We start from the raw sequence: 19,388 nt of genomic DNA on the forward strand, positions 1-19,388 counted from the left end.
GCAAGAAGCTCATGGTGATTTTTGATAATATTTATTTCTTTTCATTAGAAATTGACTTTGGCGAATCATCGAAAGTATTCTCGCACTTAGAACGTCCTGCTGAGTTACTATTCACTCTATGCTACATAATAAAATTTAGTGTATTTTGGAAAAGATTATTTATAAATATGAAACAAATATTTCTCGCGAAAGGATTGTGCTACGTCTATGGTTCTATAACCCACATGTTTTCCTCGAGCGGGAATTGACTCAAGCCGATGGGACTGTACTAATGCATGGATTTTGTGTGACAAGTGAAATACAACTATATAAATATGCGACAGCAGATCCTTATTTTAGGCAATTGGAAAAGCAATATGAGCTATTGCAACAACACTTTAGGCGCATAGTTGCAGAGCTAGATATTGATAAAAAGTGAGTGTCATTGGAGGAATAAATGGAGAATAAAAAGCAAGAAAAAAACAATCCAGTCATCGAAATAAATCGGTTACAACAATGTGAAAATGATGGCCAACTCCACGCGATATTATTACCGCTCGTTCAATATCTTGGCGCGTCGCAATATATTTTTCTATCTATGGTAATGGATAAAGAGGATGAGGCGCATTCATATCGCTATCTAATTGGATGCCGCCCAGAGTGGCTACAAGTCTATCAACATCGGCATTGGTATATGAATGATCCGTACATAATATATGCTCGGATGAATATAGAACCTAAGCTTGGTTCAAGCATCCCCTTACTGAGCGCAGGTCAATCTGCAATGGTATCTACAGCACGTCAATATGGATTCAAAAGTAACCTCATTGTACCGACTCATTGCCGTGCCAGTTCACTGATGGGAGTGCTCCATGTTGCAAATCAATGTGAGCCCAACGAGGGGGGTGAATCTAGCCTTGTTATGGCACAGCCGCTCTTTCGAGCAATAGCGGGTAGTTTACTTGACTTACGCATAGCCGAATTGCGGCGCGCATCGGCGCGTAAATTCAACCTTAATGCGAGAGAACTCGATATATTGTGTAGTATCAAACAAGGCGCCCATGCACCGCAAATCGCCACAAAATTTGATGTTTCTGTTGCAACAATTTATGTGTTATATAAAAAAGTTAACGAAAAAATGGGAGTTAATAGAATTAGTGAGGCTGTTAAGCTAGCTGTGATACATGAACTAATCGATTAAAAATAAATTAAAATCTGTCAAATTCAATCAGTTAATGCAGTATAAGTCGCTCAACGTATTTTCACCGCTCAAACGCTCGACGAAGTTTTTCGATCTTTTAGAGCCATCAATGTCATTCACAGCGCAAGCATAATGGTCTTCGCCAGACGGTTAAGACCACCCCATTGCACATAAGTCTGTGACATTGCACGCTCGATGCGCTTAGAACGCACGTGTTTTGATCCGGACTTAGAACTGCTCTTTGAACCCATCGAATAGAAAGTGGCCTTTGCCCTTTTGAAAAAAAACCCATTCCTACACGCCCACGCTCAATACGGTGATTCGTACTATCGCTATGCTTGGCGGATTTCTTGGTCGCAAGTCGGACGGTGAACCCGGAGCTAAAACTTTGTGGATTGGCTTGCAGCGCGTCTTTGAGGGCATCTTGGCTATTGTGATCTTACCTCATTCTGTGTGAGGACTTTGTCTTTGAGCACCGATGTAGGCAAAGCTTGAGCGTATAGATTGGGTGCAAAACCGTATACCAGTAGCAATACCAGGCAGAAAAAAATAGGGCAAATCCGATCTAGCAATTTGTGGCAGAAAAATCTAAAAATATGATCTGATTGACCGGTTGATTATAGTAAGGGGCCGCCTGCCCCCAAAGCGTTTTTTACGCAGTCGGCTCAAGCCGTTTCATGCCACCCAAATAAGGCTGCAACACATCCGGCACACTCACCGTACCATCCGCATTTTGGAAATTTTCAAGAATCGCAACTAAAGTACGCCCAACCGCCAAACCTGAGCCATTTAGTGTGTGCACTAGTTCCGGCTTACCTTGCCCACTGCGAAAACGTGCTTGCATTCGCCGTGCTTGAAATGCTTCCATATTCGAGCATGATGAAATTTCACGATAGGTATTTTGCGACGCCAGCCATACTTCAAGATCATATGTTTTGGCACTGCCAAAACCCATATCACCTGTGCACAATAAGACTTTCCGATAGGGCAGTTCAAGTTTGCGCAAAACCGTTTCGGCATGGCCCACAAGCTCTTCGAGCGCTTGATAAGAGTGCTCAGGTGGCACAATTTGGACCAACTCAACCTTCTCAAACTGGTGCTGGCGAATCATGCCGCGCGTATCACGGCCGTAACTGCCTGCCTCTGATCTAAAACAGGGCGTATGAGCCACCCATTTGAGTGGCAGTTTATCCACGGCCACGATGGTTTCTCGCATCAAGTTAGTGAGCGGGACTTCAGCCGTTGGAATTAGATAAAAGTTCTCAGGCGCATGGCCCTCATCGCTGGCTTTATGCGGCACTTTAAATAAATCTTCTTCAAATTTAGGTAGTTGACCGGTACCGCGCATAGAAGTGGCATTGACGATATAAGGCACCTGAATTTCTGTATAGCCATGTTCAGTCGTGTGCAAATCAAGCATAAATTGCGCCAAGGCACGTTGTAGCCGCGCAAGCGGGCCACGTAGTACTGCAAAGCGCGCGCCACTGAGCTTAACGGCACTATCAAAATCGAGTCCAAGCGGCCCCCCAATATCGACATGGTCTTTAATCTCAAACTCAAATTGGCGCGGGGTACCCCAGCGGCTTACCTCAGTGTTTTGTGTTTCGTCACGGCCTAGCGGCACACTTTCGTGCGGCAAGTTAGGCGCGTCCAGCATGAACTCGGTTAACTGTGCTTGGAGCTCATTCAGTCTTAGCGCTGAGTCTTTGAGCACATTGCCAATGCTGTCTGCTTCAACCAGCAACGCCGAGCAATCTTCTGCTCGACTTTTTAAGACGCCAATTTGCTTTGATAGGCTGTTGCGGCGTGCTTGCAATTCTTCAGTGCACACCTGTAGCTCACGCCGCTCTGTCTCAAGTTTTATAAATGTCGCACGGTCTAGCGCGTAACCGCGGCTATTAAGATGGTGTGCGACGCCATCAAGGTCTTTACGCAGCAGTTGGATATCAAGCATGGAAATAAGGTAGGGCAAACAGAATAAACTGCGATTTTAACTTAGGTTTTAACGGATGCTGCGCTTATGTTTTTGGGTTAACGCCATGTTCAGCGCGCCAAGCTACATCAAGCTCATCTAGCCGCTTAAGTTTTTCAGCAATCTTGGCTTCAAGGCCACGGGGCGTTGGTTGATACCAATTAGGGTTAGTGATGCCATCCGGCAAATATTGCTCTCCGGCCGCGTAAGCATCCGGCTCATCATGTGCATAGCGATATTCATGCCCGTAGCCGAGTTCTTTCATCAGCTTGGTTGGAGCATTGCGCAGATGAATCGGGACTGCACGGGATGAGTCTTTGCTCACAAATTTGCGCGCTGCATTGTAGGCGCAATAGCCAGCATTCGATTTTGGGGCTGCGGCAAGGTAGAGGATGGCTTGTGCCAGAGCGAGCTCACCCTCTGGCGAACCAAGCCGCTCATAGGTCTGCGCCGCATCCAGCGCGATGCTCACGGCACGTGGATCGGCCAGGCCGATATCCTCCCAAGCCATGCGAATGATTCGCCGCGCCAAATAATGCGGGTCTGTACCACCATCTAGCATACGGCAAAGCCAATATAGTGCTGCGTCTGGATGGCTGCCGCGCACCGCTTTATGGAGTGCACTAATTTGGTCATAAAAAGCCTCGCCGCCTTTATCGAAGCGGCGCAGATTTTCTGCCAGCGCGCTGCCCAGTAGTGCTTCGTCAATTTCATTTGTCTGCTTAAGGACTGCTGCGTGGGCGGCGATTTCCAGATTATTCAACAGCTTGCGAGCGTCGCCATCGGCTGTTTCAATTAATATTGCACATGCCTGTGCAGTCAATGAAATACCACCAAGCGCAGCGCTTGCACGCTTTAGCAAATCCTCTAACTCACTCGCGTTAAGGCTAGTGAGCACATAAACGGCTGCGCGCGAGAGTAGTGCGCTGTTTAACTCAAATGACGGGTTTTCAGTGGTAGCGCCGATAAAAATAAACAGGCCCGCTTCAACGTGTGGCAGAAATGCGTCTTGCTGGCTTTTATTGAAGCGATGCACTTCATCGACAAAAACCAGCGTTTGACGGCCATGCGCCTGATACATACGCGCCATTTCAACCGCTTCTCGAATCTCTTTGACCCCGGCTAAAACGGCAGAAAGAGCAATAAACTCGGCTTTAAAAGCATCTGCCATAAGTCGTGCAAGCGTGGTTTTGCCCACGCCGGGCGGCCCCCATAAGATCATCGAATGCGGCTGGCCCAACTCAAAGGCGACCCGCAATGGCTTGCCTGGCCCAAGCAAATGCTTTTGGCCAATCACCTCATCGATCACTTTGGGCCGCAACCGCTCAGCCAGCGGTGCGGCTGGAGAAGAATCATCGGCAAACAACATGGGCCGCTTTTCTATTTTTGCAAGACGTGGGAGAAAACACGCTAACGCTCATCCCTGAATCACATCGACGCCTTTCGGTACGGTGAATTTGAAACGATCAGGAGGCACTGTCGGGTTTTTCTTCATATCCGTAAAAACCAATAAAGTGACATTGCCGAATAGATCAAACAATTTCATAGCCTCGAGATTGCCGCCTCTAAATCCAATAATGACACGCTGAAATTGCGTATCGGCCGCTTTCGGCTTGAGTTCAAGCCAGTCTAGCCCTGCTTGTTTACCAATATCGCGCAGTCTGAAATTCTGATTAAGATCGTTGCTGCCAAATAAAATCGCTGCTGGGCTGACGCCTAGCATACGGTCAAGCTTACGCTTGATGACTTGCTTGAGCTCTTTATCGTAGATATAAAAATATTCGCCATCAGACTGCAGAACTTGGCGGGAAGGCTCCTCATAAGTCCAGATAAATTTACCCGGCCGCTCGAATAAGAAAAAACCACTGGCTTTGCCACTTTCTTCCTGCGGCCATGTACCCTGGTCAGGGAGGTCTTTCATCTTCTTTGGGTCGGTTTTAATCTGCCGCTGAACAAAACGGCCTTTTGCCGTTTGCACTTGCGCAACAAAATTATTCAGCTGCTCAGTCGCATTAGTGTAGGTAGATCCACCGGCGTACGCAGGTGGTGCAAGACTTGCCGCTGCGAACGCCGAGACCGCTAGCCCTCTCGTTAGCCAAAGTCTAAAATTCAATAGAGTTACTGTTTTAAGCTTCATCTCTTACCTCTGCTAGTTCGGGTCACGATTGGGCACCAGAATTTCACGGTTGCCATTTGCTGCCATTGCCGATATTAACCCTGCTTGCTCCATTTGTTCAAGCAACCGGGCTGCACGATTATAGCCAATTCGCAAATGGCGCTGTACCAGCGAAATAGAGGCACGTCGGTGTTTGGTGACAATTTCAACGGCTTGATCATAGAATGGATCGGCTTCAGCGTTTTGCCCACTGCCATTGGTATTGCCCAGTCCTTCATCAATCTCACTATGGCTACCTCCTTCTAGAATACCTTCAATATAGTTCGGTTCGCCCTGCTGTTTCAGTTTTTCGACCACCCGATGCACTTCTTCATCAGAAACAAAAGCGCCATGTACACGAACCGGCAAACCTGAGCCAGGCGGCAGATAAAGCATATCGCCCATGCCCAATAGCGATTCAGCGCCCTGCTGATCCAAGATTGTGCGCGAGTCAATTTTCGATGAAACTTGAAAGGCAATGCGGGTTGGCACATTAGCTTTAATCAATCCGGTGATGACATCAACCGATGGCCGTTGCGTCGCAAGAATTAGGTGAATCCCTGCCGCTCTCGCTTTTTGGGCAATCCGTGCGATCAATTCTTCGACTTTTTTACCCACTACCATCATGAGATCGGCCAACTCATCAATCACCACGACAATATGTGGCAGCCGCTCAAGCGGTTCGGGCATATCTGGCGTTAGGCTAAATGGATTCGGGATGGTTTCTTCGCGCTTGTGCGCCTCATCAAGCTTATGGTTATAACCACTGAGATTACGCACCCCAAGCTTACTCATTAATTTATAACGGCGCTCCATTTCAGCAACCGTCCAGTTTAAGGCATGGCCTGCTTGCCGCATATCGATCACCACCGGACACAACAGATGCGGCACGCCATCGTAAACGCTCATCTCAAGCATCTTTGGATCGATCAAAATCATCCTAACTTGCTCAGCCGTTGCCTTATAAAGCAACGATAAAATCATGGCGTTAATGCCGACCGATTTACCCGATCCAGTCGTACCTGCCACCAGCAGATGCGGCATTTTGGCTAAATCAGCGACGATCGGCTTGCCGCTGATATCTTTACCTAGGGCAATGGTCAGCATCGAAGCAGCGGCTGCATAGGCCTCGGAACCTAAAATTTCAGACAAGCGGACTGTTTGCCGGCGTAAATTGGGTAGTTCAAGGCCCATACAGTTTTTGCCTGGGATGGTCTCGACCACGCGAATTGACACTAACGAGAGCGAACGCGCTAAATCCTTCGCCAGGTTAACCACCTGGCTACCCTTCACGCCGATAGCTGGCTCAACTTCATAGCGGGTAATAACGGGTCCTGGATAAGCCGCAATCACGCTGACTTCAACTCCAAAATCCTTTAATTTTTTTTCGATCAAACGTGAAGTAAATTCAAGCGTGTCGGCCGACACGGTTTCTTGTGTAGCCAAAGGTGCATCAAGCAACGCAAGCGGTGGCAAAATACTATCAGGCAAGTCATGGAAAAGCGTTTGCTGCTTTTCTTTTTCAATCCGCTCAGATTTAACTACAGCGCTCGCTGCCGGCACAATACGCACAGGCTCGTGTTCTTCAACCCGCACACGGTCCTGTTCGAGCTTGCCTTCACGGCGTATCGCAGCAGCCTCGCCGACTTTGCGATCACGTCGTGCTTCATAGTGCATTTGAATGAACATCAGCGCGGCGACGATCCCATCGCCAGTGCGCTCAGCAACATTTAACCAAGAAAAACGAAAGAAAAGGGAGACCCCAATCGCCAGCAGTAACAAAAGGGCCAGCGTGCCGCCCGTGAAGCCCAAAGCGTGCAATACTTGCGCTGCCACAGCATCGCCTAGGACGCCACCTGGTGCACGCGGCAAGCTAGTTGATAAGGACCACAGCCGCATTGCCTCAAGGCCAACACTGGCAATCAAGATCAAAGCAAAAGAAAATAATTCAATCAGCCAACTGCCCTCTTGCAGCAGCCCATGTTCCTGCTGTATGTCTGCCGGACGGCGAGCACGGGCTGGCAGGCTCTTACTTAGATCATCAGCTTGCCCATCGGCCGGCGCTATGCGCCAGTAACCCAATACCACGCGGCGCCCGAGCAATACGGCCCACCAATAGGCTGAAAAACCGAAGAGCAAGAGCAAAATATCAGCCGTCCATGCGCCTACGCGCCCCCCCCAGTTTGCAATACCGTTAGCTTGCACCGCATGCGTCCAGCTCGGATCAAGCGGGCTATAGCTAAGCAGCACCATGAATAAAAAGAATACACCTGCAAGCTGCAGCAGCCAACGAATTTCAACAACAAGGTGTGAGATCCTGCGCGGCAACGCCTGTGCGCTATAAGAGAAAGGAGATTTCGCCATGAACCAATATGTGCTATGTGCTGCCCGAGGGACAGGCCCCAGTGAATTAAGCTAGTTTAGCCTAAACTGTCACACGCGAACCGCAGCGCCGACCATTGATACGGCGCTTTACAGTCATGAACGCGCACGATAGCTCAAACCCGCACGCCTAAACAAACATATAATATGCTATTTGGTGCTTAGATCCTAAATTTTTCGTCCTTGATATGTCATCCACAAAACATGCAAAAGTTCTCATCCTAGGCTCCGGTCCAGCCGGTTATACGGCTGCCGTCTATGCGGCGCGCGCTAACTTGTCGCCAATGCTCATTACCGGCCTGGCACAAGGCGGCCAATTAACGACCACCACAGAGGTCGAAAACTGGCCCGCCGACGCCCAGGGCGTACAAGGTCCAGAATTAATGGAGCGCTTTCTTGAGCACGCTCAGCGCTTTAATACCGAAATTGTGTTTGATTATATTCATACGGCAAAGCTTGATGAACGGCCTCTACGTCTGATTGGCGAGAGCAACGAGTACACCTGCGATGCATTGATTATTGCAACCGGCGCTTCCGCCCAATATCTTGGCTTGCCGTCTGAAGAAGCCTTTATGGGCAAAGGCGTCTCCGCCTGCGCCACCTGTGATGGCTTTTTCTACAAGCAACAAGACGTTGCGGTCATTGGGGGTGGCAACACCGCTGTCGAAGAAGCGTTGTATCTCGCCCAAATCGCAAAAAAAGTCACCGTGATTCACCGCCGCAACGCGTTCCGCGCTGAGCCTATTCTCATTGACCGGCTGCTGGCCAAAGAAAAGGCCGGCATAGTCGAAATCAAATGGGATCATGTGCTGGATGGGGTGCAAGGCGATGCTACCGGCGTAACAGGCATTCGTGTCAAGCACACCCAAACCAATCAAAGCACGGACATCCCCTTGCAAGGCGTGTTTATTGCCATTGGCCATAAACCTAATACCGATATTTTCGCTGAACAACTCGAGATGAAAAATGGTTATATCCTGACACGCGCTGGACTCGTAGGCAATGCAACAGCCACCAGCGTGGCGGGAGTTTTCGCTGCAGGCGATGTACAAGATTCGATCTACCGGCAAGCGATTACCAGTGCCGGCACTGGCTGCATGGCTGCGCTTGACGCACAGCGGTATCTTGAAAGTCTCACGGATAAGTAAGATGATTTTCTGAGCCAAGCTCTGCCTGTTGAGCAGCAGCGGCAAAACCGGTGACTTAGATTTCGTCCAAAATCACCCCTGACCCTTTTTAATCCTGTATCTTATGCCGACAAAATGCGGGGCCCCCAAAAATGGAGGCGAGATTGAGAATTAATGGTGCGGCATAGAATTAAAATATTTACCGCCGCCCGCAAGCACACGACCACATCTTATGACTTTTGATATATATCAAAACAAAGGCGGAGCGAATACAGTATAGGAATTATTCACTCGCTCTATTTCCAAAAAATTCCGATGACAAAGATGGGGTATTAACTTTACCCAAAGAGTTTGAAATTCGCTACAATAGTTCAATCAAACAACTGGAAGGAGAACATAACGTGCGATATATAACGAGTGTAGAGCGTATCGGCAGAGAGCAAGGTCTTGAAGAAGGTATACAGCAAGGCCAATCTACTTTATTGAAAACTCTGCTAGAAAGTAAGTTTGGTACTTTAACCGAACCCTATCAACAGCGCCTCAATACAGCGAATGTGAATACTTTATGCCAATGGGGCAAACGTATTTTCTCTGCTCAAACGCTTGACGAAGTTTTTTGAAAGACATTCACAATACTTCGTTAAAGCGTGAGGTAATCGGATAGCGCCAGTCACGCCCGAAGGCACGTGAAGTAATGCGCAGACCAATCGGTGCTTGACGCCGTTTGTACTCGCTTAGCTTGATAAGCCGGGTGATGCGCGCGACATCTTCTGGCTTAAATCCAGCTGCCACAATGTCAGCGCCCGAACGACCCTCTTCCATATATTGCTGCATAATGGCATCTAGAACTTCGTAAGGCGGTAGGCTGTCTTGATCGGTTTGATTCGCGCGTAGCTCAGCAGAAGGTGCACGCGTTAGGATACGCTCAGGAATAATGTGCTTAAGCACAAAAGCATCGCTCGTGTTCCGGTAGCGGCATAGCCGGTAGACTAAAGTCTTGGCGATATCTTTAATCACCGCAAAGCCACCTGCCATATCGCCATATAAAGTGCAGTACCCGACTGCCATTTCGCTCTTGTTGCCCGTTGTGAGCACAATCGAGCCTGATTTATTCGACAACGCCATCAATAAAGTACCGCGGATGCGGGCCTGGATATTTTCTTCTGTCGTATCTTCGGCCAGTCCATCGAAGACTTTAGCAAGTGATAAACGGAACGTATCGAATACTGAGGCGATCTCGATTTCGTCATAGTGAATATTGAGACTGCTAGCCATTTGGCGTGCATCGGCAATTGAGATATCAGCGGTATAGCATGATGGCATCATGACTGCACGAACACGCTCAGGCCCCAGCGCATCGCATGCAATAGCCAATACCAACGCCGAATCAACCCCGCCTGAAAGGCCAATCAGCACGCCAGGGAAACTGTTCTTCTCTACATAATCACGCACGCCAACGACCAATGCTGCATAGACTTGCGCTTCTAGAGAAGATTCAGGCGCAATTTTGCTAGGTTGTGGCGTTGCTCCATCGAACTCAACCAATGCAATGCCGGCTTCAAATTGCGGCATGCGGGCGACACATTCCCCTTGCGCATTACACACAAAAGAGCCACCATCAAACACCAGCTCATCTTGCGCCCCGATATTGTTCACGTAAACGATCGGCAACCCGCTTTCACGGATGCGCGCACGTACTATATCTATACGCAGGTTATCCTTACCGAGGTGATAGGGTGAACCATTGGGTACAAGCAAAAGCTGTGCACCTGCAGCTTTTGCCTCTCGCGCTGCTGCCGGATACCAAATATCTTCACAAATCAGGATTGCGCAACGTACGCCATCCAGTTCAAAGACATAGGGCTTTGGGTCTGTCGCAAAATAGCGCCTTTCGTCAAACACCTCGGTATTAGGGAGCTCTTGCTTGAGATACGTGCCAAGCACACGGCCATCTAGCAAAACTGAGGCCGCATTAAAGGTATCGCTCGGCGGCACGTTAGATTTAAGTGGCCGATTTGCATGAGCATCAATCCGATGGGGGTGGCCGACGACTACATGCAGCCCTTTGAAGACACTTAACTCAGAGGCAAGTTGCGTTAGGGCAGTAGCGCTTGCGGCATAAAATGATGGCCGCAACAGCAAATCTTCAGGCGGATAGCCAGATAGAACCAACTCTGGCATCACCACTAAACGAGCACCTAGTTGATAAGCGTCACGGGCAGCAGCCACAATAGCCGCTAGATTACCAACAAAGTCGCCAACGGTTACATTGATTTGAGCAAGGGCAATACGCATTTTTATATAGAAAGTAATTAATTAGCTCGCCCTGCTCGGTCAAGGATCAGCCTATGGTTTTTTTACCTTAATCTTAATTTCACTTTGGCACATCTTGACCTGGCGCTGGCGTACTTGCCGGCGGCAAAGAAGCTTTGCCCGAATGCGTCCCAACCGGTACGGAGGTAACGACACCTTCCAATACGCCCGCTGAGGATTTAGGTTTTTGCGAACCAATAAAGGTCAGGCTAAGCGTAGAGACAAAGAAAATCACCGCCAATATCGCTGTTGTGCGAGACAAGAAATTCGCCGCACCGGTTGCGCCAAAAAGACTGCCGGATGAACCACTGCCAAATGCCGCGCCCATATCAGCGCCTTTTCCGCGTTGCAACAGCACTAAGCCAATAATTCCCAACGCAGATAAAAATTGTGCGACGACAATCAAATTTTTTAATACCAACATTTATTCACCTTAATCTGTAAAACGTGTTCAGAAATAGTTGCGAACGCTTAAACTGCAGCCGCTTTGCAAATCGCAAGAAAATCTTCAGCTTGTAACGATGCGCCCCCCACTAGGCCACCGTCAACGCCTGGCTCAGCCAATAGTGCGCGCGCATTGTCCGGCTTCATACTCCCTCCGTACAGCACTAAAGCATGAGCAAGTTTAGCATCCACCGCAGCCAATACGCGGCGCAAAAACAGGTGCACCGAACCGACCTCTGACACACTTGCACTCTTGCCTGTGCCAATCGCCCAGACGGGCTCATAGGCAAGCACAATCCGCTCGGCTTGGGCAACCGTTAACGTCGTGAGCACAACCTGCAACTGCTTGCCAATCACCTGCTCCGTTTGTCCGGCTTCACGCTCAGCCAATGTTTCACCCACACAAATAATAGGCGTCAAGCCAGCTTCGAGGGCGCGCTTTGCTTTAATCGCCACTTGCTCGTTGCTTTCTTGATGATATAAGCGCCGCTCCGAATGCCCAACAATCACGAAGCTGGCGCCAAACTCGGCAACCATTGGCCCCGCCACTTCGCCCGTATAAGCGCCGGCTGGATGAAGCGAGATATCCTGTGCGCCCCAAGCCACGCAGCTTTGCTGCAACAGGGTTTGTGCTTGCGCGAGATAGGGAAATGGTACGCATACGGCAGCCCGAGTCGACACGTTAAGTTCGGCCGCGCCTGCTGCCAGTGCGTTCAATAGAAGCGCATTGCCAGCTAAGCTGCCATGCATCTTCCAATTACCGACGATGAGTTTAGTCTTAAGTTTTGAATTTGTCATAAAGCAGGATTACCATGCCAACATAATTTTTCCAATATGGTGCCCTTCTTCCATCCAAGCGTGTGCACTAGCTGCCTCTGCCAGCGGGAAAACTCGGTCAATAACGGGCCGAATTTTACCCATTTCTAGCAGCGGCCATACACGTTCTTTCAGCTTCACGGCGATCTGCGCTTTGCAACGGGTTGAGCGTGAACGTAGCGTCGACCCCGTTAGGGTCAAGCGCTTGGTCAGCATCTCAGCCAGATTAATGCTAGCTTTGGCGCCCCCCAAAAACGCAATCAAGGCAAGCCGTCCATCTGGCGCCAAGGCTTTCAATTCGCGCGCAATGTAATCCCCTCCAACCATATCGAGAATCACATCAACCCCTCGTCCAGCCGTCAGCGCAGAGGTCACCGCCACAAAATCTTCGGTTTTGTAATTGATTGCCCGTTGTGCGCCAAGGCTTTCGCAAGCACGGCATTTGGCATCGCTACCGGCCGTGGCAAAAACACGGTGACCGAATGCATGCGCGAGTTGAATCGCCGCTACACCAATGCCGCTTGAGCCACCTTGTACCAATAGAGTTTCATCTTGGCCACGCTCAGTCGCGCCTAGTTGCGCGCGATCAAACAGATTACTCCAAACCGTGAAGTAAGTCTCGGGTAATGAAGCCGCCTCAAGTTCTGACCAGCCAACAGGCACTGGCAAACATTGCGCTACAGGTGCTGCCGCGAATTCGGCGTAACCGCCTCCTTGCAGCAAAGCGCAAACACGGTCGCCTTTTTTGAGCTGCCAACGGTTATCTACATGCTGCAAATCGCCTTCGACAATCTCGCCTGCAACCTCCAAGCCAGGCAGCTCAGAGGCGCCTGGCGGCGGTGCATAGTGGCCTGCGCGCTGCAGCAAATCTGGACGATTCACGCCGGCGGCGCTGACCCGAATCAATACTTCGCCCGGCTGCAAAACAGGCCGAGCACACTCGACCTGTTGCAAGACCTCTGGCGCACCATAGGTCGTGATTGCGATTGCTCGCATAGCAAGAAAAAGCCAGGCCTAACGGATTGGATCCATCGGCTCCAAGGTTGGGCTCGCCTCTTCCATGACAGGGTTTCTGTCATTGATCACGGCTTTAGCAGACAACCGTACCCGGCCTTTTTCATCGGTCTGAATCACTTTGACTTCTACCGTTTGCCCTTCTTTCAAGCGATCGCTCACCTCTTTAATCCGCTCGTTAGCGATTTCAGAAATATGCAGCAGACCATCACGCCCTGGCAAAATATTCACAATCGCACCGAAATCAAGCAGTTTAAGCACCGTGCCTTCATAGATTTGGCCAACGGTAACATCCACCGTAATATTTTCAATGCGGCGCTTAGCTTCAGCAATGCCTTCGCTGCTCGTGCTCGCAATCGTGACCATTCCATCTTCAGAGATATCAATGGTGGTGCCCGTTTCTTCAGTGAGGGCGCGGATGACCGAGCCACCTTTGCCGATCACATCGCGGATCTTGTCTGGATTGATTTTAAGCGTCACCATGCGTGGCGCAAATGACGATAACTCTGTGCGCGCGCCGGTTACTGCTTCTTGCATCTTGCCAAGGATATGCAAGCGCCCTTCTTTTGCTTGAGCTAGCGCAACTTGCATGATTTCTTTGGTGATACCAGCAATCTTGATATCCATTTGCAAGGCCGTTACGCCTGTTTCCGTACCTGCCACCTTGAAATCCATATCGCCGAGATGATCTTCATCACCCAAGATATCGGTGAGCACCGCAAAACGGTTATCTTCTAGGATCAGCCCCATCGCAATACCTGCCACATGAGCCTTAAGAGGCACGCCCGCATCCATTAGGGCAAGACTACCGCCGCACACAGAGGCCATTGACGACGAACCATTCGACTCGGTAATTTCAGAAACGACGCGAACGGTGTAGCCAAAGTCTTTTGCATCGGGCAAACAAGCAGTAAGCGCACGTTTGGCAAGCCGGCCATGACCAATTTCACGCCGTTTTGGAGTGCCTACTCGGCCTGTTTCGCCAGTGGCAAAAGGTGGCATATTGTAATGCAGCATAAAGCGGTCGCGGTATTCGCCATCAATCGCATCGATGGTTTGTTCATCGCCCTTAGTACCCAAAGTCGCCACTACCAACGCCTGTGTTTCGCCGCGAGTAAACAGCGCAGAACCATGGGTACGAGGCAGAACGCCCGTGCGGATCGTAATCGGGCGCACCGTGCGCGTATCGCGCCCGTCAATGCGTGGCTCGCCCGCAAGGATTTGGCTACGCACGATACCGGCCTCAAGATCAAACAGCATACTGCCAATCGCGACTTCATCCAGCGCCTTCACACCCGCGGCGAGCGCCTCTTCTGCCAGCTGTTTGTTGACCGCGTCATAGATCACGCGCACCCGCTCGCTACGCATTGATTTCTCGCGTATCTGATAAGCCGCTTGCAGATCATTCAGCGCTAGCGCGCTAATCCGGTTAAACAATGCTTCATCTTTCGGCGCAGGCTGCCAATCCCACTCTGGTTGTCCGCCTTCACGCACTAGGTCATAGATCGCATCAATTGCCGTTTGCATCTGTTCTTGGCCAAACACCACAGCGCCTAACATAACCTCTTCAGACAATTGATCCGCTTCCGACTCAACCATTAATACGGCTCGCTCAGTGCCGGCTACGATAAGCTCAAGGGCAGAGGTTTTGAGCTGGCTGCGACTCGGATTCAGCACATATTGACCGTCAATAAAAGCGACTCGCGCAGCACCGACCGGACCATTAAACGGAATCCCGGAAACAGCTAACGCAGCGGACGCGCCAATCAGCGCTGGAATATCCGTTGGCACTTCTGGATTGACTGACAAGACGTGCACCACGACTTGCACTTCGTTATAAAAATTCTCGGGAAAAAGCGGACGCAAAGGCCGATCAATCAGGCGAGAGATCAGTGTTTCACTTTCAGATGGACGTCCCTCGCGGCGAAAAAAACTGCCCGGAATCTTACCCGCTGCGTACGTTTTTTCAATGTAATCCACCGTCAATGGAAAAAAATTCTGACCTGGCTTTGCGCTTTTTGCGCCAACCACCGTTGCCAGAATAACCGTTTCATCCATATCGACCAGGACAGCGCCACTGGCTTGACGAGCTATTTCGCCCGTTTCAAGACGGACGGTATGCTGTCCCCACTGAAATTCTTTGACAATCTTCTTCAACATACTATTCCTTATTTTGTGTGCCGCAAAAAGCAAAATGCCTGCATCAGCAATATGGCTGATACAGGCATGTGATCTCAATACGGCATTTACTTACGTAGACCCAATGCTTGGATCAGCGCTTGATAACGCTCGAGAGATTTCTTTTGCAAATAATTAAGCAAGCTACGGCGGCGGCTGACCATTTGCAGCAAGCCACGGCGGCTATGATGATCTTTTTTGTGGGCTTTGAAATGGACGGTCAACTCATTAATGCGCGCCGTCAATAAAGCAACCTGCACTTCGGGCGAGCCCGTATCTTTATCCCCGCGAGCAAATTGCGTGATAATTCCAGATTTTTTTTCACCTAAAACGGACATAATTTTCCTTTATAAAAACAAGCGGTCACGGAAGAAAGGCCGTGCCGTGGACGAACATAACAACTGAAAACTGTATGGACTTTCTTTACCATACAAAGGGTGAGTATACTACAGTTGGTTTCGCCGCTTCTCGTTTTGGGCTTGTCATGCAAATATATGCAACCGATTGTCATGCAAATACCATCAACCTTTAATTGCCATGCAAATATATTTAACCTTTCGATCCTTTTTCTCAGGCTCATGGCTACGCAACGCACTCACGGCTACAGCCATCTCAACCCTTGCTGCCTGCGCTGCGCCCTGGCAAAACGTGCAATTTGGCCTGGATCAAGCCTCCGCCATTGCAAAATTAGGCCAGCCGCGTGAAATGTATGAATTGCCCAATGGTGGCAAACGACTGATGTGGCCTTCTCAGCCTTTCGGTGAAACAACAACCGCTATCGATATAGACGCCGATGGCAAAATTTCTCGGGTGCGGCAAGTGTTAACTGGGCGAGAGTTTGAGCGAGCCCAAATTGGCCTATGGACTCGGCACGATGTTTTAATCAATTTTGGCGAACCCGTAGAAATTGCCAACTTCCCTCGCATGCAACGCGAAGTATGGAGCTACCGCTATATGGACAATGACGTGTGGTACGTGCTTTACAACTTTTATTTTGACTCAAATGGCATCCTACGTTCCATGCAGCAAACCCCAGATCCTCTGCATGATCCAGGCCACCGAAATTTATTTCGCAGATTTTTTTGACGTAGCGCTCAACATCTAATAGAATCTCGCCTTGTCGTCGGGGCGTAGCGCAGCCTGGTAGCGCATCTGATTTGGGATCAGAGGGTCGCATGTTCGAATCATGTCGCCCCGACCACATACTACATATAAGTTTTTTTATTACCTCTACCATTCATCAATACGATGCGCCAGCTTATGCAGATTGTTGTGCTACTGGTGAGCTGCTTGACGCTCCTCTTACCGCTTCCAAGCCGTGCTGACTGGCATGTCGGGCGTCTTGATTTGGTCAAGCAATTTATCGCTGAACAGCAGGCTAGCCCTCTCGTTGCAGACTGCGCAGCCCATGCGCGCTTTGTTGCAACCACGCTGCCACTTTACACCCGGATTGAATTTCCTGATGGCGCGTTAGACACTGGACAGGCCAGTATCTTGCCTTGGAATCAAGCCTTCGGTAACGCTAAACAGCGGGTTAAGGTGGATACAATGGTGCTCATATCCGGTGTTGGCTACCGTAAACCAGAACGGTCTAAGCCAGATGTTTTGCAATTTCGCTGTGGTTACTCGGCCAACCAGTTGATGGCCTTTGATTATAACGAACCCAAGCCAGCACCCGCGAAGCGTAAGACACTCCGCCGGGTAAAGCGCCCACCTCAAAGGCAAATCAAACCATCTGCGTGCTAAATCAAATAACTTAAGATAAAATCCGGCTAATCGTGTCCGAGTGACCGACTTCAAAATTTACTTTACGCCGCAGCACACCGCCTAAACACCCAGTTGAATTCATCCGATGCTTGCGGCTCAAACAGATACCCTTCGTCATCAAAATGCTTTAAGCGCGCCACCTCATCAATACGATTCACAATGGCATAGCGCGCCATCAAACCACGTGCTCGCTTGGCGTAAAAGCTAATGATTTTATAACGGCCATTTTTCCAGTCTTCAAAGATTGGCGTGACCACGCTCGCTTTCAGCTGTTTAGGTTTTATCGACTTGAAATATTCAGCCGATGCAAGGTTAAGCACAATAGGGGAGGCACTGTGGATTGTATCGGCTAATTGAGTATTCAGTGCTTGCGTAATTCTTTCGCCCCAAAAAGCATATAAATCTTTGCCATGCGGATTGGACAAGCGAGTACCCATTTCAAGTCGATATGGCTGCATCAAATCCAGTGGCCGCAGTACGCCATATAAGCCAGATAAGATCCGTAAACGATCTTGTGCCCACATCAGCGCTTCAGTCGATAGCGTTGCTGCGTTAAGCCCAGCATAAACATCACCATTAAAAGCCAGCGCAGCTTGCTTCGATTGAGCCGCAGGAAACGCCGGTGACCAATCCGTATAGCGCTGAAAATTTAAGTGCGCGAGTTCATCTGAAATACCCATTAAGCTTGCTATCTGGGCCGGGGATAAAGTGCGTAGCACCTCAATCAATTCAGTGGACGCCTTAACAAAATCGGATCGCGTAGCGTACTCAAGTGGCGCTGGGGTTTTGTAATCAAGCGATTTAGCTGGGGATAAGATGATGATCATCGGATCGATAAAGATTCTTTAAAATTCAGCCTGCGGATGACAGTCCCATAGGAAGGCCATCATCTCAGTGGCATCTTGACTCAAATAAAAGCGCACCATCTTTTCATTAAATGCCTGCGCTTTAGCTGCAGGCACGCTGATTGCATCAATACCATTTGACATTAAGATGCCATTCATCATGAAACGAGAGGTCCGCTTATTACCGTCGAAGAAAAACTGCTGCAAAGCGCCGAACAGGAAAAATCCCGCAGCCTGTTCAAATGGCTGCCGTACATATTCTTTTAACGCAGCAACGCCACGCATGAAAGTTTTATGCAACCTGTCGGCTCCGGCCACGGTCGGCAGCGGCGTGTAATCGCCATGTTCCCCTAAGCCTACGTTTGGTGTATAGCGTATCTCGTGCCCTTCGCCGCGAAAATGGCCCCATTCAAGGGCTTCATAGCAGGCCACAAGACTATGAAGTTCACAAAAACTCGCTTTGTCCAGTCTAAATTGCAGGTTTTTAACCATTGCCAGCAAGCGCTTAGCACTTTGAGCTAGATTAAGAATTTGTGCTTGATCAGAAATCTGGCGGCCGCCCACTGTAACGCCATCCAGCAAGGTCTTGACTTCAGGGTAAGTGAAAGGATTGCTTTCAAGTACGCCCGCGTCCCAGACGAATTCAGGCAGCATCCGATGAAAGCGGAAACAGACTCGTTCAAGGCTATGAATCGGAATCTGCTGCGGGATTTTCTCCCGGTCCCAGCAAAAGCCCAATTCAGTAAAAAGTTCCATGTATAAATGATAATACTTTATGGGGTTCAACACCGACGAATCTAAGCAATCAGCGCAACTCTGGCCTTGAGTCTATCGGCAACTCAAGTATTGTATGAGGCTACTATAGAGCTATTTCTCAAGCACGATTTTTTCAGCGCTTCATGAGGTAGCAAAACACAAACCCCGGAAAAGCCAGCACCAGAAAAAAACAAAAGGTCACGGTGTAAAATGGCCAGCCCTGCGCAAAAACATTCCCCGCCCGCGCTTCTAGCAAAAAGCTCAGTGCGCCGACAACTAAATAAAACACCAGCAACTCAAGCAATCGCCAGACAATGCGCTTGCGTTTGGCGGCGAGTACCCAGGGCAAGGGCAAGCAGCCCAAAACCCGCTGATTCAGAAACGGCAAATTAGCCAATAGCACAGCCAATCCCACGATAAACCAGCCGGCTGCGGACAT

18 protein-coding genes, 1 tRNA gene and 1 pseudogene are annotated in these 19,388 nt (G+C 49.5%); 7 read left to right on the forward strand and 13 right to left on the reverse strand.

Going from position 1 to position 19,388, the window contains the following annotated elements; genetic code table 11:
• Nucleotides 1–436: 436 nt before the first annotated feature.
• A complete protein-coding gene (locus NQD60_RS06245; protein WP_257100101.1) occupies nucleotides 437–1,180 on the forward strand; it encodes a helix-turn-helix transcriptional regulator in 744 nt (247 codons plus the stop codon).
• A 301-nt stretch (nucleotides 1,181–1,481) separates the two neighbouring features.
• Nucleotides 1,482–1,637 (forward strand): annotated as a pseudogene (locus NQD60_RS06250) (IS4 family transposase); the annotation flags it as partial.
• Nucleotides 1,638–1,832: 195 nt separating this feature from the next.
• Here the strand turns inward: NQD60_RS06250 and serS are convergent.
• From serS to NQD60_RS06270, 4 genes are all read right to left on the reverse strand, one after another.
• Entirely contained in the window at nucleotides 1,833–3,134 is a 1,302-nt protein-coding gene (gene serS, locus NQD60_RS06255; RefSeq protein ID WP_257100102.1) for a serine--tRNA ligase, read from the reverse strand.
• Between the two features lie 64 nt (nucleotides 3,135–3,198).
• On the reverse strand, nucleotides 3,199–4,521 hold the full coding sequence (locus NQD60_RS06260; RefSeq protein ID WP_257100103.1) for a replication-associated recombination protein A: 1,323 nt from the start codon (nucleotides 4,519–4,521) through the stop codon (nucleotides 3,199–3,201).
• A 48-nt stretch (nucleotides 4,522–4,569) separates the two neighbouring features.
• On the reverse strand, nucleotides 4,570–5,289 hold the full coding sequence (gene lolA, locus NQD60_RS06265; protein ID WP_257100104.1) for an outer membrane lipoprotein chaperone LolA: 720 nt from the start codon (nucleotides 5,287–5,289) through the stop codon (nucleotides 4,570–4,572).
• 12 nt (nucleotides 5,290–5,301) lie between these two features.
• Nucleotides 5,302–7,671 carry a DNA translocase FtsK gene (locus NQD60_RS06270; protein WP_257100105.1) on the reverse strand — a complete coding sequence of 790 codons (2,370 nt, stop codon included), beginning with the start codon at nucleotides 7,669–7,671 and terminating at the stop codon, nucleotides 5,302–5,304.
• Nucleotides 7,672–7,877: 206 nt separating this feature from the next.
• Between NQD60_RS06270 and trxB the strand changes: the two genes are divergently transcribed.
• Nucleotides 7,878–8,837 (forward strand): thioredoxin-disulfide reductase, encoded by a 960-nt coding sequence (gene trxB, locus NQD60_RS06275; RefSeq protein ID WP_257100106.1) that lies wholly within the window; start codon nucleotides 7,878–7,880, stop codon nucleotides 8,835–8,837.
• A 380-nt stretch (nucleotides 8,838–9,217) separates the two neighbouring features.
• A complete protein-coding gene (locus tag NQD60_RS06280; RefSeq protein WP_257100107.1) occupies nucleotides 9,218–9,436 on the forward strand; it encodes a DUF4351 domain-containing protein in 219 nt (72 codons plus the stop codon).
• 7 nt (nucleotides 9,437–9,443) lie between these two features.
• Here NQD60_RS06280 and NQD60_RS06285 read toward each other — a convergent pair whose 3' ends face one another.
• The 6 genes from NQD60_RS06285 to rpsO all read right to left on the reverse strand — a co-directional run bounded on the left by NQD60_RS06285 (nucleotide 9,444) and on the right by rpsO (nucleotide 15,919).
• Complete coding sequence (locus NQD60_RS06285) at nucleotides 9,444–11,117, reverse strand: NAD+ synthase (RefSeq protein ID WP_257101282.1); 1,674 nt, start codon at nucleotides 11,115–11,117, stop codon at nucleotides 9,444–9,446.
• A 73-nt stretch (nucleotides 11,118–11,190) separates the two neighbouring features.
• Nucleotides 11,191–11,553 carry a preprotein translocase subunit SecG gene (gene secG, locus NQD60_RS06290; RefSeq protein ID WP_223691629.1) on the reverse strand — a complete coding sequence of 121 codons (363 nt, stop codon included), beginning with the start codon at nucleotides 11,551–11,553 and terminating at the stop codon, nucleotides 11,191–11,193.
• 47 nt (nucleotides 11,554–11,600) lie between these two features.
• Nucleotides 11,601–12,371, reverse strand: a complete 771-nt coding sequence (gene tpiA, locus NQD60_RS06295; protein ID WP_257100108.1) for a triose-phosphate isomerase — start codon at nucleotides 12,369–12,371, stop codon at nucleotides 11,601–11,603.
• Nucleotides 12,372–12,380: 9 nt separating this feature from the next.
• Nucleotides 12,381–13,385, reverse strand: coding sequence for an NAD(P)H-quinone oxidoreductase (locus tag NQD60_RS06300; RefSeq protein WP_257100109.1), 1,005 nt, complete (start codon nucleotides 13,383–13,385; stop codon nucleotides 12,381–12,383).
• 18 nt (nucleotides 13,386–13,403) lie between these two features.
• Complete coding sequence (pnp, locus tag NQD60_RS06305; protein WP_257100110.1) at nucleotides 13,404–15,563, reverse strand: polyribonucleotide nucleotidyltransferase; 2,160 nt, start codon at nucleotides 15,561–15,563, stop codon at nucleotides 13,404–13,406.
• Nucleotides 15,564–15,649: 86 nt separating this feature from the next.
• Nucleotides 15,650–15,919 carry a 30S ribosomal protein S15 gene (gene rpsO / locus NQD60_RS06310; RefSeq protein ID WP_223691637.1) on the reverse strand — a complete coding sequence of 90 codons (270 nt, stop codon included), beginning with the start codon at nucleotides 15,917–15,919 and terminating at the stop codon, nucleotides 15,650–15,652.
• 199 nt (nucleotides 15,920–16,118) lie between these two features.
• On the opposite strand from rpsO, the gene NQD60_RS06315 reads away from it, so the two are divergent.
• From NQD60_RS06315 to NQD60_RS06325, 3 genes are all read left to right on the forward strand, one after another.
• Complete coding sequence (locus NQD60_RS06315; protein WP_257100111.1) at nucleotides 16,119–16,667, forward strand: hypothetical protein; 549 nt, start codon at nucleotides 16,119–16,121, stop codon at nucleotides 16,665–16,667.
• A gap of 38 nt (nucleotides 16,668–16,705) precedes the next feature.
• A tRNA-Pro gene (locus NQD60_RS06320) sits at nucleotides 16,706–16,782 on the forward strand.
• Nucleotides 16,783–16,829: 47 nt separating this feature from the next.
• Nucleotides 16,830–17,327, forward strand: coding sequence for a BspC domain-containing protein (locus tag NQD60_RS06325; RefSeq protein ID WP_257100112.1), 498 nt, complete (start codon nucleotides 16,830–16,832; stop codon nucleotides 17,325–17,327).
• 62 nt (nucleotides 17,328–17,389) lie between these two features.
• On the opposite strand, the gene yaaA is transcribed toward NQD60_RS06325, so the two are convergent.
• The 3 genes from yaaA to NQD60_RS06340 all read right to left on the reverse strand — a co-directional run bounded on the left by yaaA (nucleotide 17,390) and on the right by NQD60_RS06340 (nucleotide 19,388).
• Nucleotides 17,390–18,175, reverse strand: a complete 786-nt coding sequence (gene yaaA, locus NQD60_RS06330) for a peroxide stress protein YaaA (RefSeq protein ID WP_257100113.1) — start codon at nucleotides 18,173–18,175, stop codon at nucleotides 17,390–17,392.
• Nucleotides 18,176–18,193: 18 nt separating this feature from the next.
• Entirely contained in the window at nucleotides 18,194–18,949 is a 756-nt protein-coding gene (locus tag NQD60_RS06335; protein ID WP_257100114.1) for a Fic family protein, read from the reverse strand.
• 133 nt (nucleotides 18,950–19,082) lie between these two features.
• The gene (locus NQD60_RS06340) at nucleotides 19,083–19,388 is read right to left on the reverse strand and encodes a DUF2818 family protein (RefSeq protein ID WP_257101283.1); all 306 of its coding nucleotides are present in this window, start codon (nucleotides 19,386–19,388) and stop codon (nucleotides 19,083–19,085) included.

Origin of the sequence: Mycoavidus sp. SF9855 (genome assembly GCF_024582735.1) — a bacterium.
GTDB lineage: Bacteria > Pseudomonadota > Gammaproteobacteria > Burkholderiales > Burkholderiaceae > Mycoavidus.